Here is a 20,848-nt window from a genome sequence, read left to right on the forward strand (position 1 = left end):
AAGGAGGAACTTATATGACATTAGCGATTTTTCTATTTATCTCCATTATCCTCGTTTGCATCCAAACCGCTACTCCTTATTTAGTAAAACGGACCATCATCTTTGGCGTCACAGTCCCAGAAAAGCACATAAAAAATGAACAACTCTTATCTTATAAAAAGCGATACACCTTTATGGTTGCCCTTCTTTCATTTATCGTTCTAGCCAGCTATATGCTTTGGGTACTAATGAGTACTCCAGGTGAAGAAAAAACCGTGTTAGCCGGGACATTCATACAATTTGGCATTATTCTATTCAGCCTTTCCCTTTATTTTTTCTATCATGGAAAGACACTTCAATTAAAAAAGAAAAATAATTGGACGGAAAACTTAAAACAAGTTAAAGTTGCTGATTTATCCGTACGATCACATGATGAAATGCTTCCTTGGTATGTTTTCCTTCTTCCTATGATCATTACAATTGGAGTCATCGGGTATACGATTTTCCAATATGACCTATTGCCAGAACAAATTCCAACACACTGGGGAATAAATGGTGAAGCGGATGCCTTTACGGATAAAACGCCAATCTCAGCCATCTTAATGCCGCTAACGCTTTTAGCTATGCAAGTAATGTTCTTAGGAATCAATCTTGGAAAGAATAAATCTGGTATTAAATTAAGTGCAACCGGTCTGAATGCATCACGCACTCGCCAGCTAACATTACGGAAAAACTCAAGCTGGCTGATGTTTGGAATTAGTTTATTGCTAACAGTTATGTTTAGTTTCTTCCAATTAACCACGATTCACCCTGATTTATTTGCAGGTACGGTCATGATGGTAACTCCAATTATTTTCCTTGTGATTGTTTTAGCTGGAACCATTGTTTTTGCTGTAAAGGTCGGGCGTTCTGATAAACAATCTATCGATGAGGTGAAAGAGGAAATAACAGATTACGACGATGATACACACTGGAAAGGCGGAATCTTTTACTTCAACCGAAATGATCCTTCCATTTTTGTAGAAAAACGCTTTGGCGTTGGCTGGACCCTCAATTTTGCTAATCCAATCGGTTATATCATTGTTTTCGTCCCTCTCGTGGTCGTTATATTCTTATCTACCTTGTAACTTAAACGAGAGCGACCCTTGATTAGGATCGCTCTCGTTTTGTCTGTCAAAAAGCTGTTTGGTTACGATATGATTTCCCATTTCTTATGATTAGCAATTTCTAATAAACGAGGTTCAGGGTTCACCGCTACAGGATTTCCAACTAATTCAAGCACATTTAAATCGGTAAAACTGTCCCCATATGCAAAGCTATTTTCCCAATCCACTTTCATGTTTGCTAAATGGTTATTAATATATTCAGTTTTTCGTTCTCCGTATATGTAGTTTATTGGAGCATTCTTCCTCACTTTTTCATTTTCATAGGGTATATTACTTCCAATGATACAATCAAAAGTAACATCCTCAGTGACCGAATTAAGGAGCGGCACATATGCTCCGGACACTAGCATCGTGTAGTATCCATCTTTTTTATGTTGTTCTAGTCGATGTAACATCTGATTACTCAGGTTTTGACCCATCTTCCCGCCTATTTGAGAAAAAAACTCCTCAATTTCTGCTTTGGAAGAAGAACCAAATGCAGAAATATACGACCACATAGAGTACTCTTTCATTTTTTGTTCGGGGTAAAGTTTACATTTGTATGCTATATAGACCGGCATAATTCTTAGGAAGAATTTCCGGTACTTTTGAAAATGGATAGGATGTTTCTTTAAGTGGCTCATCAACAGCGGGAACGTCTCCTCAGGGAATAATGTTCCATCAAAATCAAAAATTGCAACCTTCATATTATCAGCCTTTCAGTGTATTGATTCTACTCCCTACTATACATGAAAATGCTGGATAGGCCACAAAAATGCAAAATTTGCTACTTTTTCCTCATTTTCACCATTTAGAATCGGTAAGAAAACCCCTCCACTTTTAGAGGGAGTTTTCTTCTAATTATCCATTATGGCTTGATCAGAATTTGCGAACTCATTTCATTCAACTTCAGCCTCTTTTTGATTAGAGTACGATTCGTCAAGAAGATTTTTCCACTGTTCATACAAGGTATTAGCTGTTTCATAGTCTTCGTATTCTAATGGCAGGTCTTCCTGTAATCTCTCTTTGAAGTCGGAATACATTCCTTCCCAAATCTCTAAAGTTTCATTATCAACAAGGTTTGACAACCTCTGTTTACTTTTATTCCAATTTGTGTACAGATTATCACACCATTCCAACAAATTTTCTCGGTATAGGTTTAGTTCCTCCAAATCTATATATTGTTTAGATTCACTCTCACTCTCTTCACGATGAGCGTTTGTTTCCAAATAATCTTCATCCATTTGGATTTGTCCATCCTTTTCCACATAATACTCAGAATCGACTTCAATATCTTCTGGATAAGCAATTGATTCTCTATAAAGCAGTTCCCATTGTTCATATAAATTATTAGCGGTTTCATAGTCTTCGATGTCGGCATTTATGTCTTCCGATAACTTTGCTTTTAATTGGCGGCAAGATTCTTCCCATTCCTTAATGATTTCGATGTCATAGAGTTTTGAAAACCTCGGTTTCATACTATCCCAATTTTCCTCAACAGCATAACACCATTCCAACAAATCATCTCTGTAATGTTTTTGTTCATTCATTTTCATTCATTCCCCCACCTAATTTGTATATTTCAACATTTTCATTCACGAATGAAATGGTCACTTGTCACATACTAAATACCACAATCTCATACTATGTACCTTGATTGTCCCACGATTAGACCGATACCCATGGGCATAAAAATGACTTCAGTCAACAGAAAAAAAGAAAGCTCCCTTGAGGAAGGGAGCTTTGGCAAGACAATCCTTTTAAATTATTTTTGGGTCGCACGATCTAGAAAGTTTTGTAATCTTTTCTTATATTCTTCCTCAGCAACCGTATATGCCTCGGTGTGACCTGCACCTTTTACGATCCATAAGTCTTTTTCACTAGAAGCTGCTTGATAAATTTCAGTTCCCATTTCAGTTGGGACAAGCTCATCCTGTTCGCCATGAATTATAAATAATGGTAGTTTATTTTTCTTTACGCTCTCTAATGCCGAAGCTTCTTCAAAGGTATATCCAGCTCTAATTTTTGTAATGACACTCGTTACTTCCATGAGCGGAAAGGCTGGAAGATGGTAGAGATATTTTAATTGATGTGATAACTCTGCCTTAACCGTTGTATAACCGCTATCTGCGATTATTCCTTTTACTTCTTTAGGGAGATTTTCACCTGAAGTCATGAGGACGGTTGCGGCCCCCATTGAAAATCCGTGGAGAAAAACGGTATTCTCTTTCTTCTCATTTATTAAAAAGTCAATCCAATCAACATAATCCTTCCGGTCATGCCAGCCGTACCCAATATAGTTCCCCTCACTCATTCCATGTCCTCTGGCATCAGGTTTTAAAACATCATATCCCATATCGTAGTAATCTTTTGTAATCCCTGGCATTTGTTCGCTGCTGCCCTTATACCCATGAGCCAGAATTACGACTTTACCGTTCGAATGAGGGTTCTTTAAAAAGCGCCCTTTTAATGTTATGCCATCATAAGACTTCACTTGAACGATCTCAAACTTCTGTTGCTCTGTCCATTGCATTAACGCCTCTATCTTTGCCTGCTGTTCCTCTGATCCTTCAATACTAGCCGCCGCTGCCGAGCTGCCCCCTCCATGAAGGTTTGGTCCTTCTTGGCTGCGATTAATACCGACATTGTAAAAATAATTACCGGCAATTCCCATTACTATTATAAAAATCAAAACAATAGCTATCCCAATTTTCGTCAATCTCTTCTTCAACTTAATTCTCCTTTTTCTACTATTCTCACAGGTATTATTAAGTTCCTTTCACTGAGCGTGTAAAAAAATCAAACTAATATTTTAATATTATAATGCAATAGTAAATAAATGTGGTGAATTTTTTACAAAATAGGGGCTAGCCTGTAAAAAGTGCCAGGCACCATCCTTTTAATAAGATGGCGCCTGGCACTCTTTTTAGGATTTCAACATCATTGTCGCCTGTTCCCAAATCATCCGTTCCTTACGGTTTGGATCATTTTCTACGGCACTATCTATATTAAAAATCAGAGTAGATCGGTCGTTCAAATTATACTGAGGCCATTCAGGAAGGCTTTCTGAATTTGGATTGCCGTTTCGCGCAAAGTTTATCCATGCCTGATGCATTTGGCTGGCAACCAATTTACGTTCTGGGGAAGAGCCTGTGAAATTTTCCGTATTTGGCGTATCTAATGTATTAAAAACAAATGGAATTTCTAAGGCGTGCGTTGATTTTAGTGCACCGCCAAACACCGGTGTTTCCCAATCAAAGCGATACATCCAAACAGGAGCACCTTGTTTTACCTGCAGTTCGGTTAATTTTTGTGCAGGATATGTAAAGACACTCCTGGTTAGCAGCTTGTTATACAGTTCTTGCGATAGTGGCTGGTTCCCTCCGAGGTAACTTGAAATTAGCGGCACCAGTGGACCAAATGTTTTTTCAAAAAGCTGTTTAACCTTTGTTTCATCTGCGTTTTTCCACGCTGGGTCAAATGCACTAAAAATATTGTATTCATCTTTATTTGTCCCGATTAAGATGGTGATATCCTTTGCGGAACCCTCTGCAATCGCCTCTTCCGGGTGTCTTGGCAATGAAACACCATCAATCACTGGTCCTAAGCTCATTGGAGGAACAAGGTCGGCTGCCTGAATTAACTGTTCTACTGACAATTCCTCTAATTTTGAAAGATTCGTAGGTTCTACTTGTAAAGTTGCTAATAGGTGACCTGCAATTTTTGTAGCTTTTTCCGAAGCATGTACATTTGCTGCAGCACCACTTTGGAGAATTGCTTTATGGAATAGACCTTGTGCTGATGGGAATCCGAGCAGCACCCCAATGCTCATTGCCCCCGCGGATTCTCCAAATATGGTTACATTATTTGGATCCCCTCCAAAAGCAGCAATGTTTTCCTGCACCCATTGCAAGGCTGCAACCTGATCCTGAATACCGCAATTTGCGGAAGTCGCGTACTCTTCACCGCCAATTTCTCCAAGGTGAAGGAAACCGAAAATTCCTAAGCGGTAATTAATCGTTACGACAACGACATCACCTTGTGCAGCAAATGAAGCGCCGTCATACCAGCTGCTCGACCCTGATCCAGACACAAAAGCACCGCCGTGTATCCAAACCATTACTGGCCGCTTTTTATCATCGGCTCCTTTTGACCATACATTTAGGTACAGACAGTCCTCACTCATATTTGAAATATCATTTCCAAAAAACTCCATTATTTCTCGTTGTGATTGTGGAGCCACTGGTCCAAAGGAGGTCGCATCACGAATCCCTTCCCAAGAGTCTGGCAGCTCCGGGGCACGAAACCTAAGTGATTCAACTGGTGGCTTCGCATATGGGATCCCCTTCCATGCAAATACACCATTGATTTGTTCTCCTTGCAATTTACCGTAAGCGCTTTCAATGATTGTGTTCGTCATTACCCTTCTCCTCTCAATTTAGAAGTTTCAGTACAAACTCTTCCTGTTGTTATTTAAAAATATTCGAGAAGGAGAAGGCGTTTTCCTGTTATTTACAAAGAAGAATTAAATTAGACTCAATTCAGTTGTGTTGCTATTGGCACTGTACGGTTAATTGTAGAACCTGTACGCTTTTTTGTAGGAACTGCATGGTTTTTTGTAGAAGCTGTACGCTTTTTTATAGAAACTGTATGCTTTTTTGTAGAAACTGTACGGTTTTCATAAAGCTGTACACTTTGCCATTCAATTTGCAGTACCATTCTCTCTTTTTAGTAAAATACCCATTGGGATATACGTAATCATAAACACAATGATCGCCGCTATTTCAAGGCTAATGTAATACATGATTCCACTACCGAAGAATGACAGTAAGGTTTTTGTTTCTGAAGGGCTTGCTAAGAAGAAAAAATTGGTACCCAATAATCGATTTAAGAAAAAAATGGGTACTGCAATCACATTCAAAGTAAGGTAGCTAGTAATAACTGCTTTTCTAGGGACTCTGTACCCTTCAAAGAGAATAAAGTACAAAACAGCTAGTGGAATGGCTGAATGATGTAGGAAATATTTAAAGAAACGAAAATGAGGAAATTGGTAGACGATATCCGGTGTGACCATACTCAATATCGCAGGAAGAAGTCCGATAAAAAATAACAGATTAAACACTTTCTGATTAGGCCTCAAAAATAAATACAGCGATAAAAACGTACTGAGTGAACAAAGCTGTAACGGGAGATCAGCCACTTCCCATTGATTCGTTAGAATTAACCACAAATGGAAAGAAACCTCACAAACAATTAAGATAGCAAATAAGGTCCATTTTATGATATTTTGATATGATTTAAGACTTTTTCTGTAATACACTAAAAGAAAACAGGTTAGAATAAAGAGAATTAACGTCAACACATGGGGAGTTGAAAAGAATGTGAAAGTCTGCATTCCGGTAACAGAAAACATGATAACAAACACCTCTTTTCTGAAGGATATAAGAATATATTCCTAACATAGTCCGTACTAGACATTGTTGGACTACGTAATATATAAATAAAAGCCCCAAACTCTCTAAAAAGAGTTGGGGCTTTTACCTTAATGTGCTACTGTATTTTTGCTCATATTATTTGTTTGATGAATGATAAGCGCTGCAATGCCTTGAATGATTGTTTTAACAAGGACTTGACCTAGAATTGCTGCCGGAACGGCTTCCCATGGAAGAAAGTTTGCACCTAACGGGCTCAGACCAAGAACCACGAAAATCGCAGAATCCAGGATTCCTCCGACAATTCCGCTGTAAAGGACGCGTAAGCTCATAGGCAATTTCAGTCTTGAATAAATTTCAGTATCTGTTGTTTCCGCTATCGCGAAAGTAACTGCAGATGCCAATACGATGATTAATGTATCACCGAGAATGGATGAAACTACTGCCGATAATAATAGTGCAAATCCAATAAACATATACGTCTTCTTTCTGCCGTACTTGTTTTGTACCAGGTCACGGAAGATGAATGTAGCCCCGATTAAAAATGTTCCCATTGGAACGATGAAAATCCCCATTACTAATGGTGCAAATGCTGCCGTTACTACGTTGGCAGTCACGATTGAAACTAAATACAATAATATTCTCACAAAAACCACTCTCCCTTTACTCTCTAAGATGAACAACAAAAAAACAGCACCTCTAAGAGAAATGCTGCTTCGTCTTAGTTTTTTTAGCGAGGGGTGCTACAACCTCGACCACAGTACGTGGATTTTTATTTAGGATTCACTTATTTTACACTTTTCCCATCAATCTGTCGATACCTTTGTAAAAAGATAGTATTGTAGTTCTTGCTCTTTTTCTATTTTCTATTCTTACATGTTAGTGTTATTTCATAAAAGTCCTTTTTTATCTATTCGAGTTTGAGATAATAACGGGTGGAATCTGCTGTTTTCTTTCCGTTCCAATCCAAACTAATCCAAGAACAATCACTAAACCACCAATGATTTGTGTAATCCAAATAGATTCATTAAAGAATAACGCACCTGCCACAGCCGCCGCAGCTGGTACAAAATAACGGAAGAAGTTTGCTTTGGCAGCGCCTACATGTTTCATACAGATATTCCAAATAACAAAGGCAGCGACAGTGCATAATAACACATTGTAAGCAACGGCTCCCCATGTGACGATAGAAAGATTACCCCATTGGATACCACTCCATTTATCTACAGTAAACGGAAATAAAAATAGTGAACCAAATAAAACGTACCAAGTGGTTACACGAAGAGGTGAGTACTTCTTCATCAGCGGCATACATGCCAAATTAAATAGTGCACCAATTAAGCTGATAGCTAAAGCAATGTAGTTGCCGATCATATACTCCGAACTAAGATCAAAGCCATCTTTTCCCCCTAGGATGATCAGTGTTACTCCCACTAGCGCAATAAATCCGCCAATGGCTACTCTCACGGTAATTCTTTCTCGAGTAAATAATGGTGCAAAAAGAGCAGCAAAAATGGGCCACGGAGCAACGTTTAATAAAGATGCATTCGCAAGGGTGGTATATTTGATAGAGTACATCACCATAATTTCTAACGCCGTGACGCCAATTAAACCGATAATAGCAAGTTTTATTAAATCTCGTTTCTCCACTTTTACACTGCCTTCTGTCCACTTTAAAAAAAGAAATAAGACAGGCAAGGCGAGACCAAATCGAAGAAATACAAACACCTCAGCAGGAAACACGTCCATCGCCCAACGGGAAACTCCAAAATTGATCCCCCAAACAATTGATACAAAAATTAACCCTAAATAATAAAACATATTTGATGTCATGTTTTCTCCGTCCATTCAACTTAAAATTAAACACATGCAACTATTATCTCAGATTAGCCTTAACATGCACTAGTAAAATTTTGCGTAATAGACAGAAGAAAAAATTTACTGGATTACTTTTTCAATATATTGTATAGCCTCCTTTAGCCGGCGCTCATAATTACCGCTTAATACCTTAAAGTCAATATGATGTTTATTTAATAATGTCTTTAGGTGCTGATTATTTTGTTCTCTAGCAGACTCTTCGCCATGAACTCGCAGCCCGTCATCTACCCATTTAACATCGGGTTCGAGGAATAACCAAAGATCATAATCTTGTAATTTTGCAATTTCGTCTAGTACCGCCTGGTGTTCATCATTATAAAGATTCGAATAAAACTGGGTTACAATAGCTTCCGTATCGATAAAAACAAGCTTATTTGCTTTTTCAATAGCCTTAAATTCTTCCATCTTATGCCCATAAGCAATCCTTTGATAATCTTCCTTTACCATAATCCCGTCACAGCCGCCTAATTCTTCACATAGCGTTCGGCCATATTCTGTTGCATAAGTTGTATTGTAGATTTTAGCAAGATTTCTTATTAAGGTCGATTTCCCACAGCTTTCAGTCCCAACCACAACAATCTTTTTTACAAAATAAGGTCTAACAAAATCAGGTATAAACTCCCAATGTTTAAAGACTCCCTCCGTCCGAATGGTTGTCGCAGCGATGTTAACCTGGGAGCGCAGAGGATCAATCAGCTTGTGCCTTGAATTAGGATATAATTCTTTAAAAATATCATTATTTTGAATTTCTGAACTAAAAACGTAATTAATAGGCTTTCCGATTTTACTTTTTATCAATTGGGCTCCTTGTGCCCAATCATAGTTGTCGTTATCTTGATGATCTTCAATGCTTATTACTTTTACATGTGGCATTTCTTTGGTTAATTGCGAAAGCCAGCGTAACCGGATTTGAGCAGGAATATAGTTCATTTTGGTATCCTGACAAAGCTCTCTGTCCCGCAGTTCGCTATGAGATAAAACAACATACAATTCATCCACGATCGTTGAAGCATGAACTATGGCATACACATGGCCAAGGTGCAAGGGAAGGAATTTTCCTCCGATAAAACCAATTGTCATTTAGGCCGCCTCCTGAACTTGTTTGATCGATAGTTTTCTCCAATTCACATACCCGTAAATGCTATTTACAAGGAATGCTGACCACATCACTAGCATGGAAAAATCATTTCCTCCTTGAGAAATAAGAGCACCCAGCCATAGAAAAATCGATAATACATTGACTGAAATCCATAATAGCCATTGTTCGGTATATCGCTTCAACATCAAGATTTGTGCAGCGATTGATAGTACATTTGTGGCTGAATCTGTCCAGACTAAATTGCCACCTAGGAATTTCAAGAAAAAGCCATATCCAATCGTAAGAATGAGGATAGACAATACTGTATAGAACCAACCTTTTTTTGTAAGGCTGTTAATTATGACATCTTCTCCCTTAACTCCATGTTCGGTTTTGTTCTTTTTCCACATATAGATACCAATAAATTGTACCGGAAAGTAAAACAAAGCATTTAACATAACCTCACCATAAAGGCCATAGCCATAAGCGATATAAGCATAGGTTAACGTTTGGACAATCCCGAAATAATAGTTGGCGATTTTTCCTTTTGCCACTAAAACCACGCAGAGCATACCACTAATCGATGAAATCAAACCAAGCAGTGAGTCGGACCAAGCGAAGAATAGGTAAATGTTAATCAAGGTCAAGGTGAACAACCAACCTATCTCAAAACGCGTCCAATTTTTTAATATCCCCATTTGTAACTCTCCCCTAACCTTTTAGTTTATTTCTATAGACCGAAACAATCGGTTGAAAATCTGTAAAACAGTATAGTTGTGCCGGTGTTTTCGAATATGCATTTGATTTCTTAAGTTTTCCGTTTTCCGATACTGCTTCAATAAAAGGAAGTGTTGGTGCTTTTCTAAAAAATGCTGCATCGGTGGAGATGGATGGGTCATCCAAAACCGTAAGCAAAACACCTTGAAGCTCCGAAAGCACAAACTCTTCTGGGAGGAAATGTTTTGCAAGTGTGGTGAGGGCCATATCTTTCTTGATAAACCAGAGGGCATCGTCAATTATGGCGCGATGGTCAAATGCAAGTTCAAGAGCTAGCGCTTCTTCCATAGAAAAAAGCTGGATATCTTGCGCGTCATAGGTCGTTTTGCGGTTCTTTAAGGAAGATTCATTCGCTATTACATAGTGAGCGTTTGAAATAATCCATCCTCTGTTATCCCGACTAGGTGAGTCATAAACGCCAAAATGTTTGATGCGAAGACCACCCACTCCTGTTTCTTCCACAAGTTTGCGTTCTGCTGCCTGAAAAGCAGTCTCATTCGGTCGAACAAATCCACCTGGAAGTGCCCACTTACCAGCTTCGATATTTGGATTGCCTTCATGGTCCATTTCACTTCGTTTAATCAGCATAATTTTCAGCGTTTTTATGGGAGGCTTATATTCACCATTACTTTCAGATGTAATCGTAAAGACTGCAATATCACTGGTATAACCATCTGGTGTTGTAAATAGATTTTTCATTTTATTATTCACCCCTTTTTATTAATTAACATTTTGTTAATTGTTAATTAAAGTATATTCCAGTATTTGTTTTTGGTCAATATTTTTTACAAAGATTGCCTTAAGCAGTAAAAATGGCACATCCTTCTTAGAGGATCGTGCCAATTGGCTTTCACTTACTTACTTTATTAGTCGTACGTGCGGAATTTTATTTATACGTGCCATTTTTCCAGTTTACGTGCCGTTTTCTAATTTTACGTGCCAATTTATCAATTTACGTGCCAAACTACTATTATAGTTATCAAAAATTTATAAAATGAGCTGGTTTATGCAAAGGTCAAATCCAATAACCAAGTTCGGGCTAATCCCTGAGCAATCTTGTATAACCTTTAGACAGTTTATATTAGCCTTTTTTAGTGTTTTTTAGTTTTATGTGCCGTTTTTCTAATATACGTGCCAAATTAATATCTTACGTGCCGTTTCTCAAATTTACGTGCCAATATACCATTTTACGTGCGGAATTGGTCAAGCTGACACTATGCGCTTCGTAAAAAATCATATCCAAGTAAAACTTTTAAAATTTACCTTTTATTGTTATTTTGTTTTTACTGAAATCGTAATCCTGCTAGTATAACACAGCACTTCAAACTGTTAAGGAGTGAACTACATTGATTCACAAAATTGATTTGATTAGTCAAAATCTCCACAGTTCTTTCAGTAAAGATTATCTCCCGATTTTAACGATAGATTCAGGTGATTCGCTTCAATTCAAAACACCAGATATTAAATGGGGCTACTCACCTTCCAAAGGTGAGGATAGTATTGCGCTTGAATCGCGGGAAAATGAAAAAATTCAGATTCATCCAATGATTGGTCCGATAGCCATTCAAGGGGCAAAGCCAGGAATGGTGCTAGAGGTTAAACTAAACGATATTGTTCCAGGCTGGTATGGGCACAACTGGGCTGGAGGGATTAAGAATTGGCAGAATGACTGTCTCGGGTTATCGAATACAGAGAGGGTCCCCTTTGATTGGGAATTAAATTCAAACACAATGACAGGTAGTACTAAAATTGGTGACAGATTATTCCATGTGGGTCTTCAGCCGTTCATGGGGGTTATCGGAGTTGCACCTGTTGAACCTGGCATACAATCCACTCCTCCGCCCCGGTATTGCGGCGGTAATATTGATTGCAAAGAATTGGTAAAAGGAAGCTCCCTGTTTTTGCCTATAGTAGTGGATGAGGCTCTATTTTCAATTGGTTATGGGCATGCGCTTCAGGGCGATGGTGAGGTTTCCGGGACAGCTATTGAATGTCCGATGGACCATGTGGATGTCACCTTAATCGTCAGACAAGATATGAACATTTCCCTGCCCAGAGCCAAAACACCATCAGGTTGGATTACTTTTGGGTTCGATGAAGATTTAAATAAGGCAGCGGCTCTAGCATTAAACGAAATGGTTCAGTTAATGGAAGAGTTCTTTGAAATCGAAAAAACCGCTGCTGTTGCATTAGCTAGTGTGGCCGTTGATCTCAGAATTACGCAAGTGGTCAATGGTGTGAAAGGTGTCCATGCGGTCCTGCCTCATGGCTCAATTCGTTAGAGGAAGATAGATCAATCAAGCCGCACTATAAAATGTAGGGCAATTTGTAAGGAGAGTATCAATTTTAGCGCGGGTATGAGAATCATAGGCGGAGAATTTCCTGTTAATGTATATAGGGGAAGCTGAAGAAGCGGATATAAGCGGAGATATTCCGGTTAACTGCTCTAAATAAAACAAAATCCAAAGATTTAGATAAGATAAGCGGAAAAACTCCTCTTATTTTGTATTTCCTAATATAGCCGGAATTTTTCCGTTTATTTTTCATACAAAGTAAAATCAATATTCAGATATCCTTTCTTTTAACAAGAATAGACCTCCAAATTTCATTAAAATTTGAAGGTCATGCTTGCATTACAATTTTAATCTTTGCAATAGTTACACGGAACTAATTATCAGTAGAACATCCTTTTTAGATCATAATTATTATATATTTACCAAGTCCAATTGGTAATGGACAGTAACATTAAAGTTGCTGCGGCTAATGCAATATTCTTTAGGAATTGATTCATCTCGCCTACTTTTGCATTCTGATCCGTTTCCTTCCAGAAATTGTGCATCATGAAAGCTGAAACTACGAGGAAAAGTACCAATAAATATAGTCCCCATTCTATCCAATATGAAGTAAGGACACTCAATCCTCCTGCTAGGAGTATTAATCCCGTTACTACTACCGATAGTCCTGGTGCTGGGACCTTCTTATAAGCTGCATACTGCTTTAAACCTTGAAATTGGATGAAATGATTTAGACCAGAATAAGCAAAATAAAGACCAAATACTGCCCGACCAACCAGCCATAGCCAATCCATTCAGACATCATCCTTTCATGAGGTTAATAACTTCTCACTATACATATATACTTTTAATTCAAGAATATTCCGTCTTTTCCATAAAAGAAACTACGCAGCTATGTTAGAACTCGTAGTTCCTAATTTTAATTGTTACCGGACAATTCCGTGTTTGATTATTTCAGCTTTAACAATGGTATTAAATTTTATATTTTTAAAGTAATCCTTATCGTGAACTTCCCAGGTTTTGGGGTGAAACGCGATCAGTCTCCTTCCAATTCCAAATGCATCACAGTTCGCCTTCTGTAATTTTGTTATTACCTGCTTCGCATCTTCAGTAAGCTCTTTTGATAATAACTTATTTAGACGTTCTATATCCTTTGGAACATCCCCTTTTGGGTACTCTTCAACGCTTATTTTTAAATCTAAATTTATTGAAACAAAGACCTCTCTATCTTTAACTTGAACCTTTAATTTTCTTTTCATATCTTGGACATTAAAAGAAATATAATCATTTACTACGTGCTGCTCATCATTATTTACTTTTTTTGTAAATCGTGCGTTTTTTCCCTTTTTGTTTTCCAATAAAAGCAGGAGGGTTGATTCTTGTGGTGGTAAATTTCCTGAATATTTATTATCATCCATTAGGGCTAATCCTACAACCACTGCGCTTTTCTTTTTATTCATTTTAAGGAAAGGGAGGACGGTATCTTCTCCCGGATCAATCATTTCTGAAGCAAGCGTCTGGATCGTTTGACTTGGAATGACCGAGTTTTCTTCTGCGCTGGTTAGTGCGTCTTGTATATATTCGCTTACGTTTGTCTCATGTTTTGGTTTAATACCAAGCAGATCAACTGCCTCCCCTTCCACAACCCCTAGTGTAGCACCCAGTGAATTTCGTGGATCTCTCCAAATGACATCCAACGAGGGATAAATACCGGTACCAGCCATACGTTCGCCGAACAAGATCAGTTTATTTTTAGATGTATCTAATATTCCAGCTATTTCACGGTCGATTTTCAGACGGCTGTCCCTCGGTGTATGCCCGCTAGCAGAAAATGTTTCACTTTTCACCATGGCTTGCGGACCCCCGGAGGACTCCTCAATGATGGGAATAGAGACCCCTAATAAAAGTTCTTCTTTCGGAGTTAAATCAAAACTTAAGATCTGAACCAATACCGCATTTTTCATCAGGTGCTGGTCCCAGCAGCCAGTAAGGAATAAACAGAGAAATACCAAGATAGGCTTTTTGCCTTTCATGCCTTATTCACCACTTCTTTTTTTGTCAAAATAAACGAAAGAATAAATAGAAGTACAGGTATAATGACAATAAAAATATAGTGCGAAGGCCCAAGGATCTGATTAAAACGTTCAAAGTCTTTCCCTTGATCGGGGATAAGGGCCAAAACTAAATAAATCCCAGCAACAAACGGGAGAAAGCGAGCATAGTGTTTTTTTCGAACAAGGCTGGCCAACCCCATCGAGGATAGCAATAGCCAGTTTGCTATCGAAGTCGCAACGATAACAAGCCAGAGTGATAAGAAAAATAAATCCGTCCTTTCGAGAACCTGAAACGAATAAGCCTTAATCATATACAATAATGGCTCAGGAGTCAGTGCAATATCCATATTGGGTTCGAAAAAGATAAGACTTGCAATCACCATAAAGGTATAAAAGATTGTGACAAACATGTTTGCTGTAGTGATGGCGACGAGCTTCTCTTTTCCTGAAGATTGAACAAATGGATGGATAAAGAGAAAAAGTTCAAAGCCCAACATCGAGAAAGCTGCCTCTTTTGAACCTTTCAATATCGTTGAAATGCTATGTTCCCCTATTGGAAAGAGATACAGTAAGTTCGCATCTTTCATCGCATACGAAATCAACGCTACTAATACAATCAAAATGGGCGATACCAGTACATAGAATCTTGCTATACTGGTTAAACCTTCACTGACGATGTAAATGCAGGTTAATAGCATTAAAAGCATGGTGATCCAATTAGGGGTAAGCGGCAAAATCCATTTATCGATAATGTCACTATATCTCGCCAGAACTAAGCTCCCAGTTACCATAAAGTATAATGAGTAACTGAGAATCAGTATTTTCCCGAACACTCTCCCTAGTAATTTCGGAAGTATTTGATACAGTGAAAGGTCAGGAAATCTTCTGCAAAGTCCCCAAATGACGAAAATAATCGCTTGTGAAAAGACTCCTGCAATTATAGTGGAAATCCAGGCATCCTGTTTCGCTATTAATGCTACATCATGGGGCAATGATAATATTCCTACACCAATTTGTGCCTGGATAATCATAAATACTAGCTGTTTATTAGTGATTTTATTCGCGGTTAGTTTCATTAGTCTTCCACCCTCTTGACAAGGATTGCTTTCTCAACATTTTCGGATTTGAATCGAGCGGACGTGTATTAAATTTCCATAGTGGTAAACGAATAAAAGTATCTTTTATATCTTTTAACCGAAATGGTGCCCAAGGTGCAAAATAGGGTGTACCAAATGATTCTAACCGGCATAAATGAGCTAAAGTAAACATAAAGCCAAAAACAATCCCAACAAATCCAAAGGTTGAAGCAAGAATCATAAGGGGAAAACGTAAAAATCGAACGGCATCGCTCATTTCTGTTGAAGGGATGCTGTAGGCAGCAACCGCCGTAATCGCCACAACGACAATCATGGTATTCGAAACGAGACCAGCACGGACAACCGCATCCCCAATAACAAGTCCCCCGACAATACCAATCGTTTGGCCAATTCTTGCTGGTAGCCGTACCCCTGCTTCACGAATCAACTCAATGGTTAACTCCATGACAAGCGCTTCAATTAATGGGGGAAATGGAATATTTCGAATAGAACTTACAACCGGGAGAACTAAATCATCCGGCAGTACTTCGAAATGAAAACCAATGACCGCAATATAAATAGCAGGTAAATTTACTGCAATAGCAATGCTCATGAGTCTCATGGAACGGATAAACGTTCCAATCATCCAGCGTGAATTATAATCATCAGGTGAATGAAAGAATGCAAAGAATGTGACAGGTATTAGTAAACAAGAAGGACTCCCTTCCATAAATATCGCAACTCTTCCTTCATTCAAATGACCTATTACACGATCTACTCTCTCTGTACTTAAAATCTGTGGAAAAGGTGACCAGGTCGAATCTTCTATTAATTCCTGAAGAGATCCAATACTGGGTATATGATCCATAGAAATATAATCGATCCTTCGTTTAAATTCTTTAATTATTTCCTTATTCGCAAGGTCTTTCATATAAACCATGGTTAGTTTGGATTGGATATGCTCACCCACTGATAAATGTTCCATAATTAAGTCTGGAGTTCTTATGGATTTTCGAATTAAATGGAGATTGATCAAAAGATTTTCAATAAAACCTTCATGAGATCCCTTGATCACTTGTTCATTATTCGGTTCTATCACTGCCCGATCTTTGGAGATGGCCACTTCCAACCTGTAAAATTCTTGATCTCTATCAAAGAAGATGATACAGGACCCATTTAATAGTTCTTCTTTCGCTTTGATTAAGTTATTTGATTTAAGAAATTTTGATTTCAGTACACTTTCGAGCGTGTCTCCATTCGCTTCCAGTACAGGACTTAAAATATTATTTTGAATCTTATCCGAATCTGTCATTGTATTTAAAAAGACAAGAATCCCCCGGTTATTTCTCACGTTAAATTCCTTGATTATTAAATCATCTGAACAAGAAAAAGTATTTTTAATAAAAGTAATGTTCTCATCTATTGATGCAAATACCCCTACATACGGTTTAGACTTCTGATCAGAAGGAACTTGTTTGAAATCTTTTTTTATGTGTCTCTTAATACCACGAAAAATAAAATTCATTTTTTTCTCCATTTGACCTTTTTTCCAATACTTTCCCCCAAATATGGTAAATCTATGTCAATCTGCTTTTCATTTATAACTGCGAACCCAAATGGAAATAATATGGCATATTGATTACTAAGAAAGTTTTTGTCATCTAATAACCCTTAATATTCCATCTCTGGGGCAGTTCTCCTAATGATTACTTTCTCTTTTTTATGTTATATTGATTTACGTAGTCGATAACAAACATGAAATGGTGAGTAATCGCGGCTCATGTTTACATGAGTTGAGGAAAGTCCAGGCTCGCCCGGTGCTGAGATGCCCGGAGTGTTCGTGCCATCTGCAAAGGTGGGCAGCAGTCTTTGTACTGCTGACGGCGGGGAAATGATGCTAAGTCCTTCATGGATATGCTCCGAGTACCCTGAAAGTGCCACAGTGACGAGTTCTTCTGGAAACAGGAGAAATGGAACGGGTAAACCCCACGAGCGAGCAACCCAAACTTTGGTAGGGGCACCATCTGAGCGGGAATTATGAACCAAACGGATGGATCGGTCTTCGTGACTGATAGTCATATGATTACACCTGTTGTGCGAGATTGGCATCGTTTGAGCACGCAGGAACAGAACCTGGCTTACAGCCATTTCATGCGCCGGCTTTATCATCTAACATAACATAAGCAATAGTCTAGCATATACATACCGTGCTAGACGGGGAGTTGGCGGTGCCCTGTAACCCGCAATCCGCCATAGCGGGGTTGAATTCCTGCCTGAGGTTTGAGCTTGTAAGGTCTGCCTTGTAAAAATAGCGTTGAAAAACTGGGTCCTGCGCAATGGTACCTATGAATCTGGTCAGGTCCGGAAGGAAGCAGCCATAAGTAGCCACTACTATGTGCCGCGGGGAAGCCTAGTTTGAGCTAACTTTTACAAGTAACGCTTGGTTGTTCTCATCAATGGCAGGTGCACGGTTTTAATTTTAATTATAAATTGACCTTAATCTAAAATATAAAGTGCCAGGTACCATTCGATTTATGAATGGCGCCTGGCATTTTCTGCATTAATTCGTATCAAAATGAACCGAGGAAACTCTGTTTAACAATAAGTCCGATAACGAACTCGCATACAAATGTAACCTATGCATCGGTCTCGTCATACCGACGTATAACAATTTAATGTCTAGCTCCTCTTCCTTGTATGCCTCTTCTAAGCTAACAATCAGTACCGCATCGAATTCCAGGCCTTTTGAAAGGTAGGAAGGTACGATTACAACACTCCCCTTTTTCATATCTTCCTTCTCTTCTAACAGCTGAATCGACAGATTGCTATTTTCCAGTATCTTATATATTCGTAAACACTCGCTGTCATTTTTTCCAATAATAGCAATAGAGTTCAGTTCTTGTCCCTTTAGTAAATGAATATCTTCTTCTAATCTTTCTCTAACCTCTTGAAGGCTGCCAGGGTCAATTTTTGTAAAGCGCGCTTTGTCACCATGACGAATAACTGGTTGTACAATCGGCAAATCTTTTTCCATAATCGAAAGTATTTCATTCGCTAAATGCATGATTTCAACGGTTGTTCGATAACTCTTTTGCAGAGCATGATAATTGGCATTAGGGAAAATCTCAGTAACTAATGGCTCCCAGCTGTTTAACCCGCGATAAGAATGAATTCCTTGCGCTAAATCGCCCACAATCGTAAACAAGTCTGTTTCAAAACCTTCTTTCATTGCAGCAAATTGGAAATAGCTGTAGTCCTGTGCCTCGTCTATGAAAATACTCTTCATTTTATATGGCTCATCAATACCTTCTAGTTTTGCCTTCATGTAAAATAAAGGAGTTAAATCCTCGAGTTCAAGTGCCTTTTTGGCAAAAATCTTTCGACTATATAGACTGAGTTTCTTGCACTCTTTTTCTGAAAGAGTACGGGAATACTTTTGTAAAAGTTCAGACGATGTCATCAGTTCCTTATATAATGAAAAAACATCTTTTTTTACGAATGGTTCCATATAATTTTTAATCGCCACCTTCGACTCCTGCTCTACGGTTCGAATACGATTTTCCTTCGTGTCCATGATGGTGACGACTTTTTCTTTTCTTTTATCAGCATTCATCCTAGTGCTATAAAGTGCCTTTTCTAAAGCTTCGTCATATTTACTATTAATCTTGGTTAGCATGATGGACTTTTTTAGTCGTAAATCATTGGCTAATAAATTTTTTATTTTATCCAGTCTTTTATAGATTGGTAAATAATTAAATTCCTGTAAAAATAGTCGATTGATTTTTTGGCCCCTCATGAGAAGTGATTTTTCTATTATAAAATCCTTCGTTGGTGCTAGTTTATGTTCAATTTCATTTACATAATTGTCGATTAATTCTTTAAAATCCAGGGAACCTTTAAATCCAGACACCCACTGTAACCATTTTGATTTCTCTTCCCCTTTCATCAGGGCCATTAATTTTGAGTTGGGAGTTAATAATTTAATTTTCTTCCCAAGACAATTTCTCATAAAATCGATATAGGTGGTTTGTTTAATCTTGTTTACTCCTAAATCAGGCAAAACAGCGGAAATATAATCAATAAACAATCGGTTTGGTGCAAGAATCATTAATTTTTCTGGAGGGAATCGATATCCAGACGAGTATAGAAAGTAGGATATTCTATGGAGTGCAATGGTTGTTTTACCACTGCCAGCAGCCCCTTGAACGATGATCGGATGTTTAAGAGAGGCTCGAATGACGTCATTTTGTTCATTTTGGATGGTGGCGACAATTTCGGTTAAGCGATTGTCCGCTTTCCCAGATAAGGATTTCTGCAATAATTCATCATGTGTGGTTAAATCGATATCTCTTATCTCTTTTAGAAAACCGTTCTCTATTTCATATTGCCTTTTAAGAGATAGATAACCACTTTGGGTTTCCCCATAAGCGTCATAAGTAACTTCCCCGAGCCTTCCATCATAGTAAACATTAGCAATCGGAGACCGCCAATCCACGATAATCGGGATCTGGTTTACACGGTCAAAGAGCGATGCTTTCCCAATATACAGAACTTCTTCATCGGTATCACCGCTGCTTTTAAAATTTATTCTCGAAAAGTACGGTTTTCCAATGACACTCGCCAATCGTTCCAATTCACTCTGTGCCAATTCTAAATACTGTGCATTCGTAAGTAAAGTCATGTAACTTAAACTACTATCTGAGGTATCCAGATCAGCAAAGGCTTCCTTCAAGTTTTCTACGAACTGCTCTTTATTCCCCTTCGACATCTCCAACACATTTTTTATGTATTCCTTTGTAAACTCTAAACGCTCAACCTCTAATTGATAATCTTTGTGGTCACGAACTGACTTTTTCTTATTTGAACTCATCCTCTTAAACCGCCACCTCTCCCTATCAACGTTTACGTCCAATCAAACGAACACAAAAAGAAACATCTACAATTATTTTGCAGATGCTTTGATTCACAATGGAGCTATATTTTACCATTTAATAGTTATTAATTCAAATTATTTGTTAATTTTCAATCATCCTTTGTAATATAGGAGGATGATTAGGAAAATGATCAATCCAATGACGAATATTGGACCAAGTCCTGTGCTGTACACAATATAAATTTTAATATGAAGAACCGCA

At 38.2% G+C, this 20,848-nt stretch carries 17 protein-coding genes and 2 other RNA genes; 4 read left to right on the forward strand and 15 right to left on the reverse strand.

The genetic code is table 11. From position 1 onward, the window contains the following. The first annotated feature begins 14 nt into the window (after nt 1–14). Nucleotides 15–1,106: a DUF1648 domain-containing protein gene (locus QFZ31_RS07650; RefSeq protein WP_307302185.1), complete on the forward strand. Its 1,092-nt coding sequence runs from the start codon at nt 15–17 to the stop codon at nt 1,104–1,106. Nucleotides 1,107–1,168: 62 nt separating this feature from the next. On the opposite strand, the gene QFZ31_RS07655 is transcribed toward QFZ31_RS07650, so the two are convergent. The 10 genes from QFZ31_RS07655 to QFZ31_RS07700 all read right to left on the reverse strand — a co-directional run bounded on the left by QFZ31_RS07655 (nt 1,169) and on the right by QFZ31_RS07700 (nt 10,988). Next, a complete protein-coding gene (locus QFZ31_RS07655) occupies nt 1,169–1,831 on the reverse strand; it encodes an HAD family hydrolase (RefSeq protein ID WP_307302186.1) in 663 nt (220 codons plus the stop codon). A 192-nt stretch (nt 1,832–2,023) separates the two neighbouring features. Then, the gene (locus QFZ31_RS07660) at nt 2,024–2,680 is read right to left on the reverse strand and encodes a hypothetical protein (RefSeq protein WP_307302188.1); all 657 of its coding nucleotides are present in this window, start codon (nt 2,678–2,680) and stop codon (nt 2,024–2,026) included. A 209-nt stretch (nt 2,681–2,889) separates the two neighbouring features. Further along, entirely contained in the window at nt 2,890–3,855 is a 966-nt protein-coding gene (locus QFZ31_RS07665) for an alpha/beta hydrolase (protein WP_307302190.1), read from the reverse strand. 195 nt (nt 3,856–4,050) lie between these two features. Then, complete coding sequence (locus tag QFZ31_RS07670) at nt 4,051–5,544, reverse strand: carboxylesterase/lipase family protein (protein WP_307302191.1); 1,494 nt, start codon at nt 5,542–5,544, stop codon at nt 4,051–4,053. 282 nt (nt 5,545–5,826) lie between these two features. After that, nucleotides 5,827–6,537 carry a TIGR02206 family membrane protein gene (locus tag QFZ31_RS07675; protein ID WP_307302193.1) on the reverse strand — a complete coding sequence of 237 codons (711 nt, stop codon included), beginning with the start codon at nt 6,535–6,537 and terminating at the stop codon, nt 5,827–5,829. Nucleotides 6,538–6,666: 129 nt separating this feature from the next. After that, entirely contained in the window at nt 6,667–7,203 is a 537-nt protein-coding gene (locus tag QFZ31_RS07680) for a VUT family protein (protein ID WP_307302194.1), read from the reverse strand. Between the two features lie 259 nt (nt 7,204–7,462). Then, the gene (locus tag QFZ31_RS07685) at nt 7,463–8,389 is read right to left on the reverse strand and encodes a DMT family transporter (RefSeq protein ID WP_307302195.1); all 927 of its coding nucleotides are present in this window, start codon (nt 8,387–8,389) and stop codon (nt 7,463–7,465) included. 105 nt (nt 8,390–8,494) lie between these two features. Continuing rightward, nucleotides 8,495–9,514 (reverse strand): multifunctional transcriptional regulator/nicotinamide-nucleotide adenylyltransferase/ribosylnicotinamide kinase NadR, encoded by a 1,020-nt coding sequence (gene nadR, locus QFZ31_RS07690; protein ID WP_307302197.1) that lies wholly within the window; start codon nt 9,512–9,514, stop codon nt 8,495–8,497. Then, nucleotides 9,515–10,210, reverse strand: a complete 696-nt coding sequence (pnuC, locus tag QFZ31_RS07695; RefSeq protein WP_307302199.1) for a nicotinamide riboside transporter PnuC — start codon at nt 10,208–10,210, stop codon at nt 9,515–9,517. It abuts the gene before it with no gap. A 13-nt stretch (nt 10,211–10,223) separates the two neighbouring features. Beyond that, the gene (locus tag QFZ31_RS07700) at nt 10,224–10,988 is read right to left on the reverse strand and encodes an NUDIX hydrolase (RefSeq protein ID WP_307302200.1); all 765 of its coding nucleotides are present in this window, start codon (nt 10,986–10,988) and stop codon (nt 10,224–10,226) included. A 647-nt stretch (nt 10,989–11,635) separates the two neighbouring features. On the opposite strand from QFZ31_RS07700, the gene QFZ31_RS07705 reads away from it, so the two are divergent. Continuing rightward, a complete protein-coding gene (locus QFZ31_RS07705) occupies nt 11,636–12,571 on the forward strand; it encodes an acetamidase/formamidase family protein (RefSeq protein ID WP_307302202.1) in 936 nt (311 codons plus the stop codon). Nucleotides 12,572–13,002: 431 nt separating this feature from the next. Here the strand turns inward: QFZ31_RS07705 and QFZ31_RS07710 are convergent, their stop codons facing one another. The 4 genes from QFZ31_RS07710 to QFZ31_RS07725 all read right to left on the reverse strand — a co-directional run bounded on the left by QFZ31_RS07710 (nt 13,003) and on the right by QFZ31_RS07725 (nt 17,238). Next, a complete protein-coding gene (locus tag QFZ31_RS07710) occupies nt 13,003–13,377 on the reverse strand; it encodes a DoxX family protein (protein ID WP_307302204.1) in 375 nt (124 codons plus the stop codon). A 132-nt stretch (nt 13,378–13,509) separates the two neighbouring features. Continuing rightward, nucleotides 13,510–14,616: a Ger(x)C family spore germination protein gene (locus tag QFZ31_RS07715; protein WP_307302206.1), complete on the reverse strand. Its 1,107-nt coding sequence runs from the start codon at nt 14,614–14,616 to the stop codon at nt 13,510–13,512. Next, the gene (locus tag QFZ31_RS07720) at nt 14,613–15,713 is read right to left on the reverse strand and encodes a GerAB/ArcD/ProY family transporter (protein ID WP_307302208.1); all 1,101 of its coding nucleotides are present in this window, start codon (nt 15,711–15,713) and stop codon (nt 14,613–14,615) included. The genes QFZ31_RS07715 and QFZ31_RS07720 overlap by 4 nt, the downstream gene beginning before the upstream one ends. Continuing rightward, nucleotides 15,694–17,238: a spore germination protein gene (locus QFZ31_RS07725; RefSeq protein WP_307302210.1), complete on the reverse strand. Its 1,545-nt coding sequence runs from the start codon at nt 17,236–17,238 to the stop codon at nt 15,694–15,696. Before QFZ31_RS07725 ends, QFZ31_RS07720 begins: the two co-directional genes overlap by 20 nt. Before the next feature lie 234 nt (nt 17,239–17,472). Here QFZ31_RS07725 and rnpB point away from each other — a divergent pair. Together rnpB and ffs are read left to right on the forward strand one after the other, a co-directional pair. Then, an RNA gene (rnpB, locus tag QFZ31_RS07730) (RNase P RNA component class B) lies at nt 17,473–17,859 on the forward strand. Nucleotides 17,860–17,918: 59 nt separating this feature from the next. Further along, nucleotides 17,919–18,184, forward strand: an RNA gene (gene ffs / locus QFZ31_RS07735) — signal recognition particle sRNA large type. Nucleotides 18,185–18,273: 89 nt separating this feature from the next. Here ffs and helD read toward each other — a convergent pair. After that, the gene (helD, locus tag QFZ31_RS07740) at nt 18,274–20,583 is read right to left on the reverse strand and encodes an RNA polymerase recycling motor HelD (protein WP_307302211.1); all 2,310 of its coding nucleotides are present in this window, start codon (nt 20,581–20,583) and stop codon (nt 18,274–18,276) included. Nucleotides 20,584–20,848: the final 265 nt, after the last annotated feature.

Origin of the sequence: Neobacillus niacini, from assembly GCF_030817595.1 — a bacterium.
Taxonomy (GTDB): Bacteria; Bacillota; Bacilli; order Bacillales; family Cytobacillaceae; genus Neobacillus; species Neobacillus niacini_G.

What these genes read in the sequence shown, in the direction of transcription:
- QFZ31_RS07650 (WP_307302185.1), top strand. Translation starts at nt 15, where the DNA reads ATGACATTAGCGATTTTTCTATTTATCTCCATTATCCTCGTTTGCATC.
- QFZ31_RS07655 (WP_307302186.1), bottom strand. Translation starts at nt 1,831, where the DNA reads ATGAAGGTTGCAATTTTTGATTTTGATGGAACATTATTCCCTGAGGAG.
- QFZ31_RS07660 (WP_307302188.1), bottom strand. Translation starts at nt 2,680, where the DNA reads ATGAAAATGAATGAACAAAAACATTACAGAGATGATTTGTTGGAATGG.
- QFZ31_RS07670 (WP_307302191.1), bottom strand. Translation starts at nt 5,544, where the DNA reads ATGACGAACACAATCATTGAAAGCGCTTACGGTAAATTGCAAGGAGAA.
- QFZ31_RS07675 (WP_307302193.1), bottom strand. Translation starts at nt 6,537, where the DNA reads ATGTTTTCTGTTACCGGAATGCAGACTTTCACATTCTTTTCAACTCCC.
- QFZ31_RS07685 (WP_307302195.1), bottom strand. Translation starts at nt 8,389, where the DNA reads ATGACATCAAATATGTTTTATTATTTAGGGTTAATTTTTGTATCAATT.
- nadR (WP_307302197.1), bottom strand. Translation starts at nt 9,514, where the DNA reads ATGACAATTGGTTTTATCGGAGGAAAATTCCTTCCCTTGCACCTTGGC.
- pnuC (WP_307302199.1), bottom strand. Translation starts at nt 10,210, where the DNA reads ATGGGGATATTAAAAAATTGGACGCGTTTTGAGATAGGTTGGTTGTTC.
- QFZ31_RS07700 (WP_307302200.1), bottom strand. Translation starts at nt 10,988, where the DNA reads ATGAAAAATCTATTTACAACACCAGATGGTTATACCAGTGATATTGCA.
- QFZ31_RS07710 (WP_307302204.1), bottom strand. Translation starts at nt 13,377, where the DNA reads ATGGATTGGCTATGGCTGGTTGGTCGGGCAGTATTTGGTCTTTATTTT.
- QFZ31_RS07715 (WP_307302206.1), bottom strand. Translation starts at nt 14,616, where the DNA reads ATGAAAGGCAAAAAGCCTATCTTGGTATTTCTCTGTTTATTCCTTACT.
- QFZ31_RS07720 (WP_307302208.1), bottom strand. Translation starts at nt 15,713, where the DNA reads ATGAAACTAACCGCGAATAAAATCACTAATAAACAGCTAGTATTTATG.
- QFZ31_RS07725 (WP_307302210.1), bottom strand. Translation starts at nt 17,238, where the DNA reads ATGAATTTTATTTTTCGTGGTATTAAGAGACACATAAAAAAAGATTTC.
- helD (WP_307302211.1), bottom strand. Translation starts at nt 20,583, where the DNA reads ATGAGTTCAAATAAGAAAAAGTCAGTTCGTGACCACAAAGATTATCAA.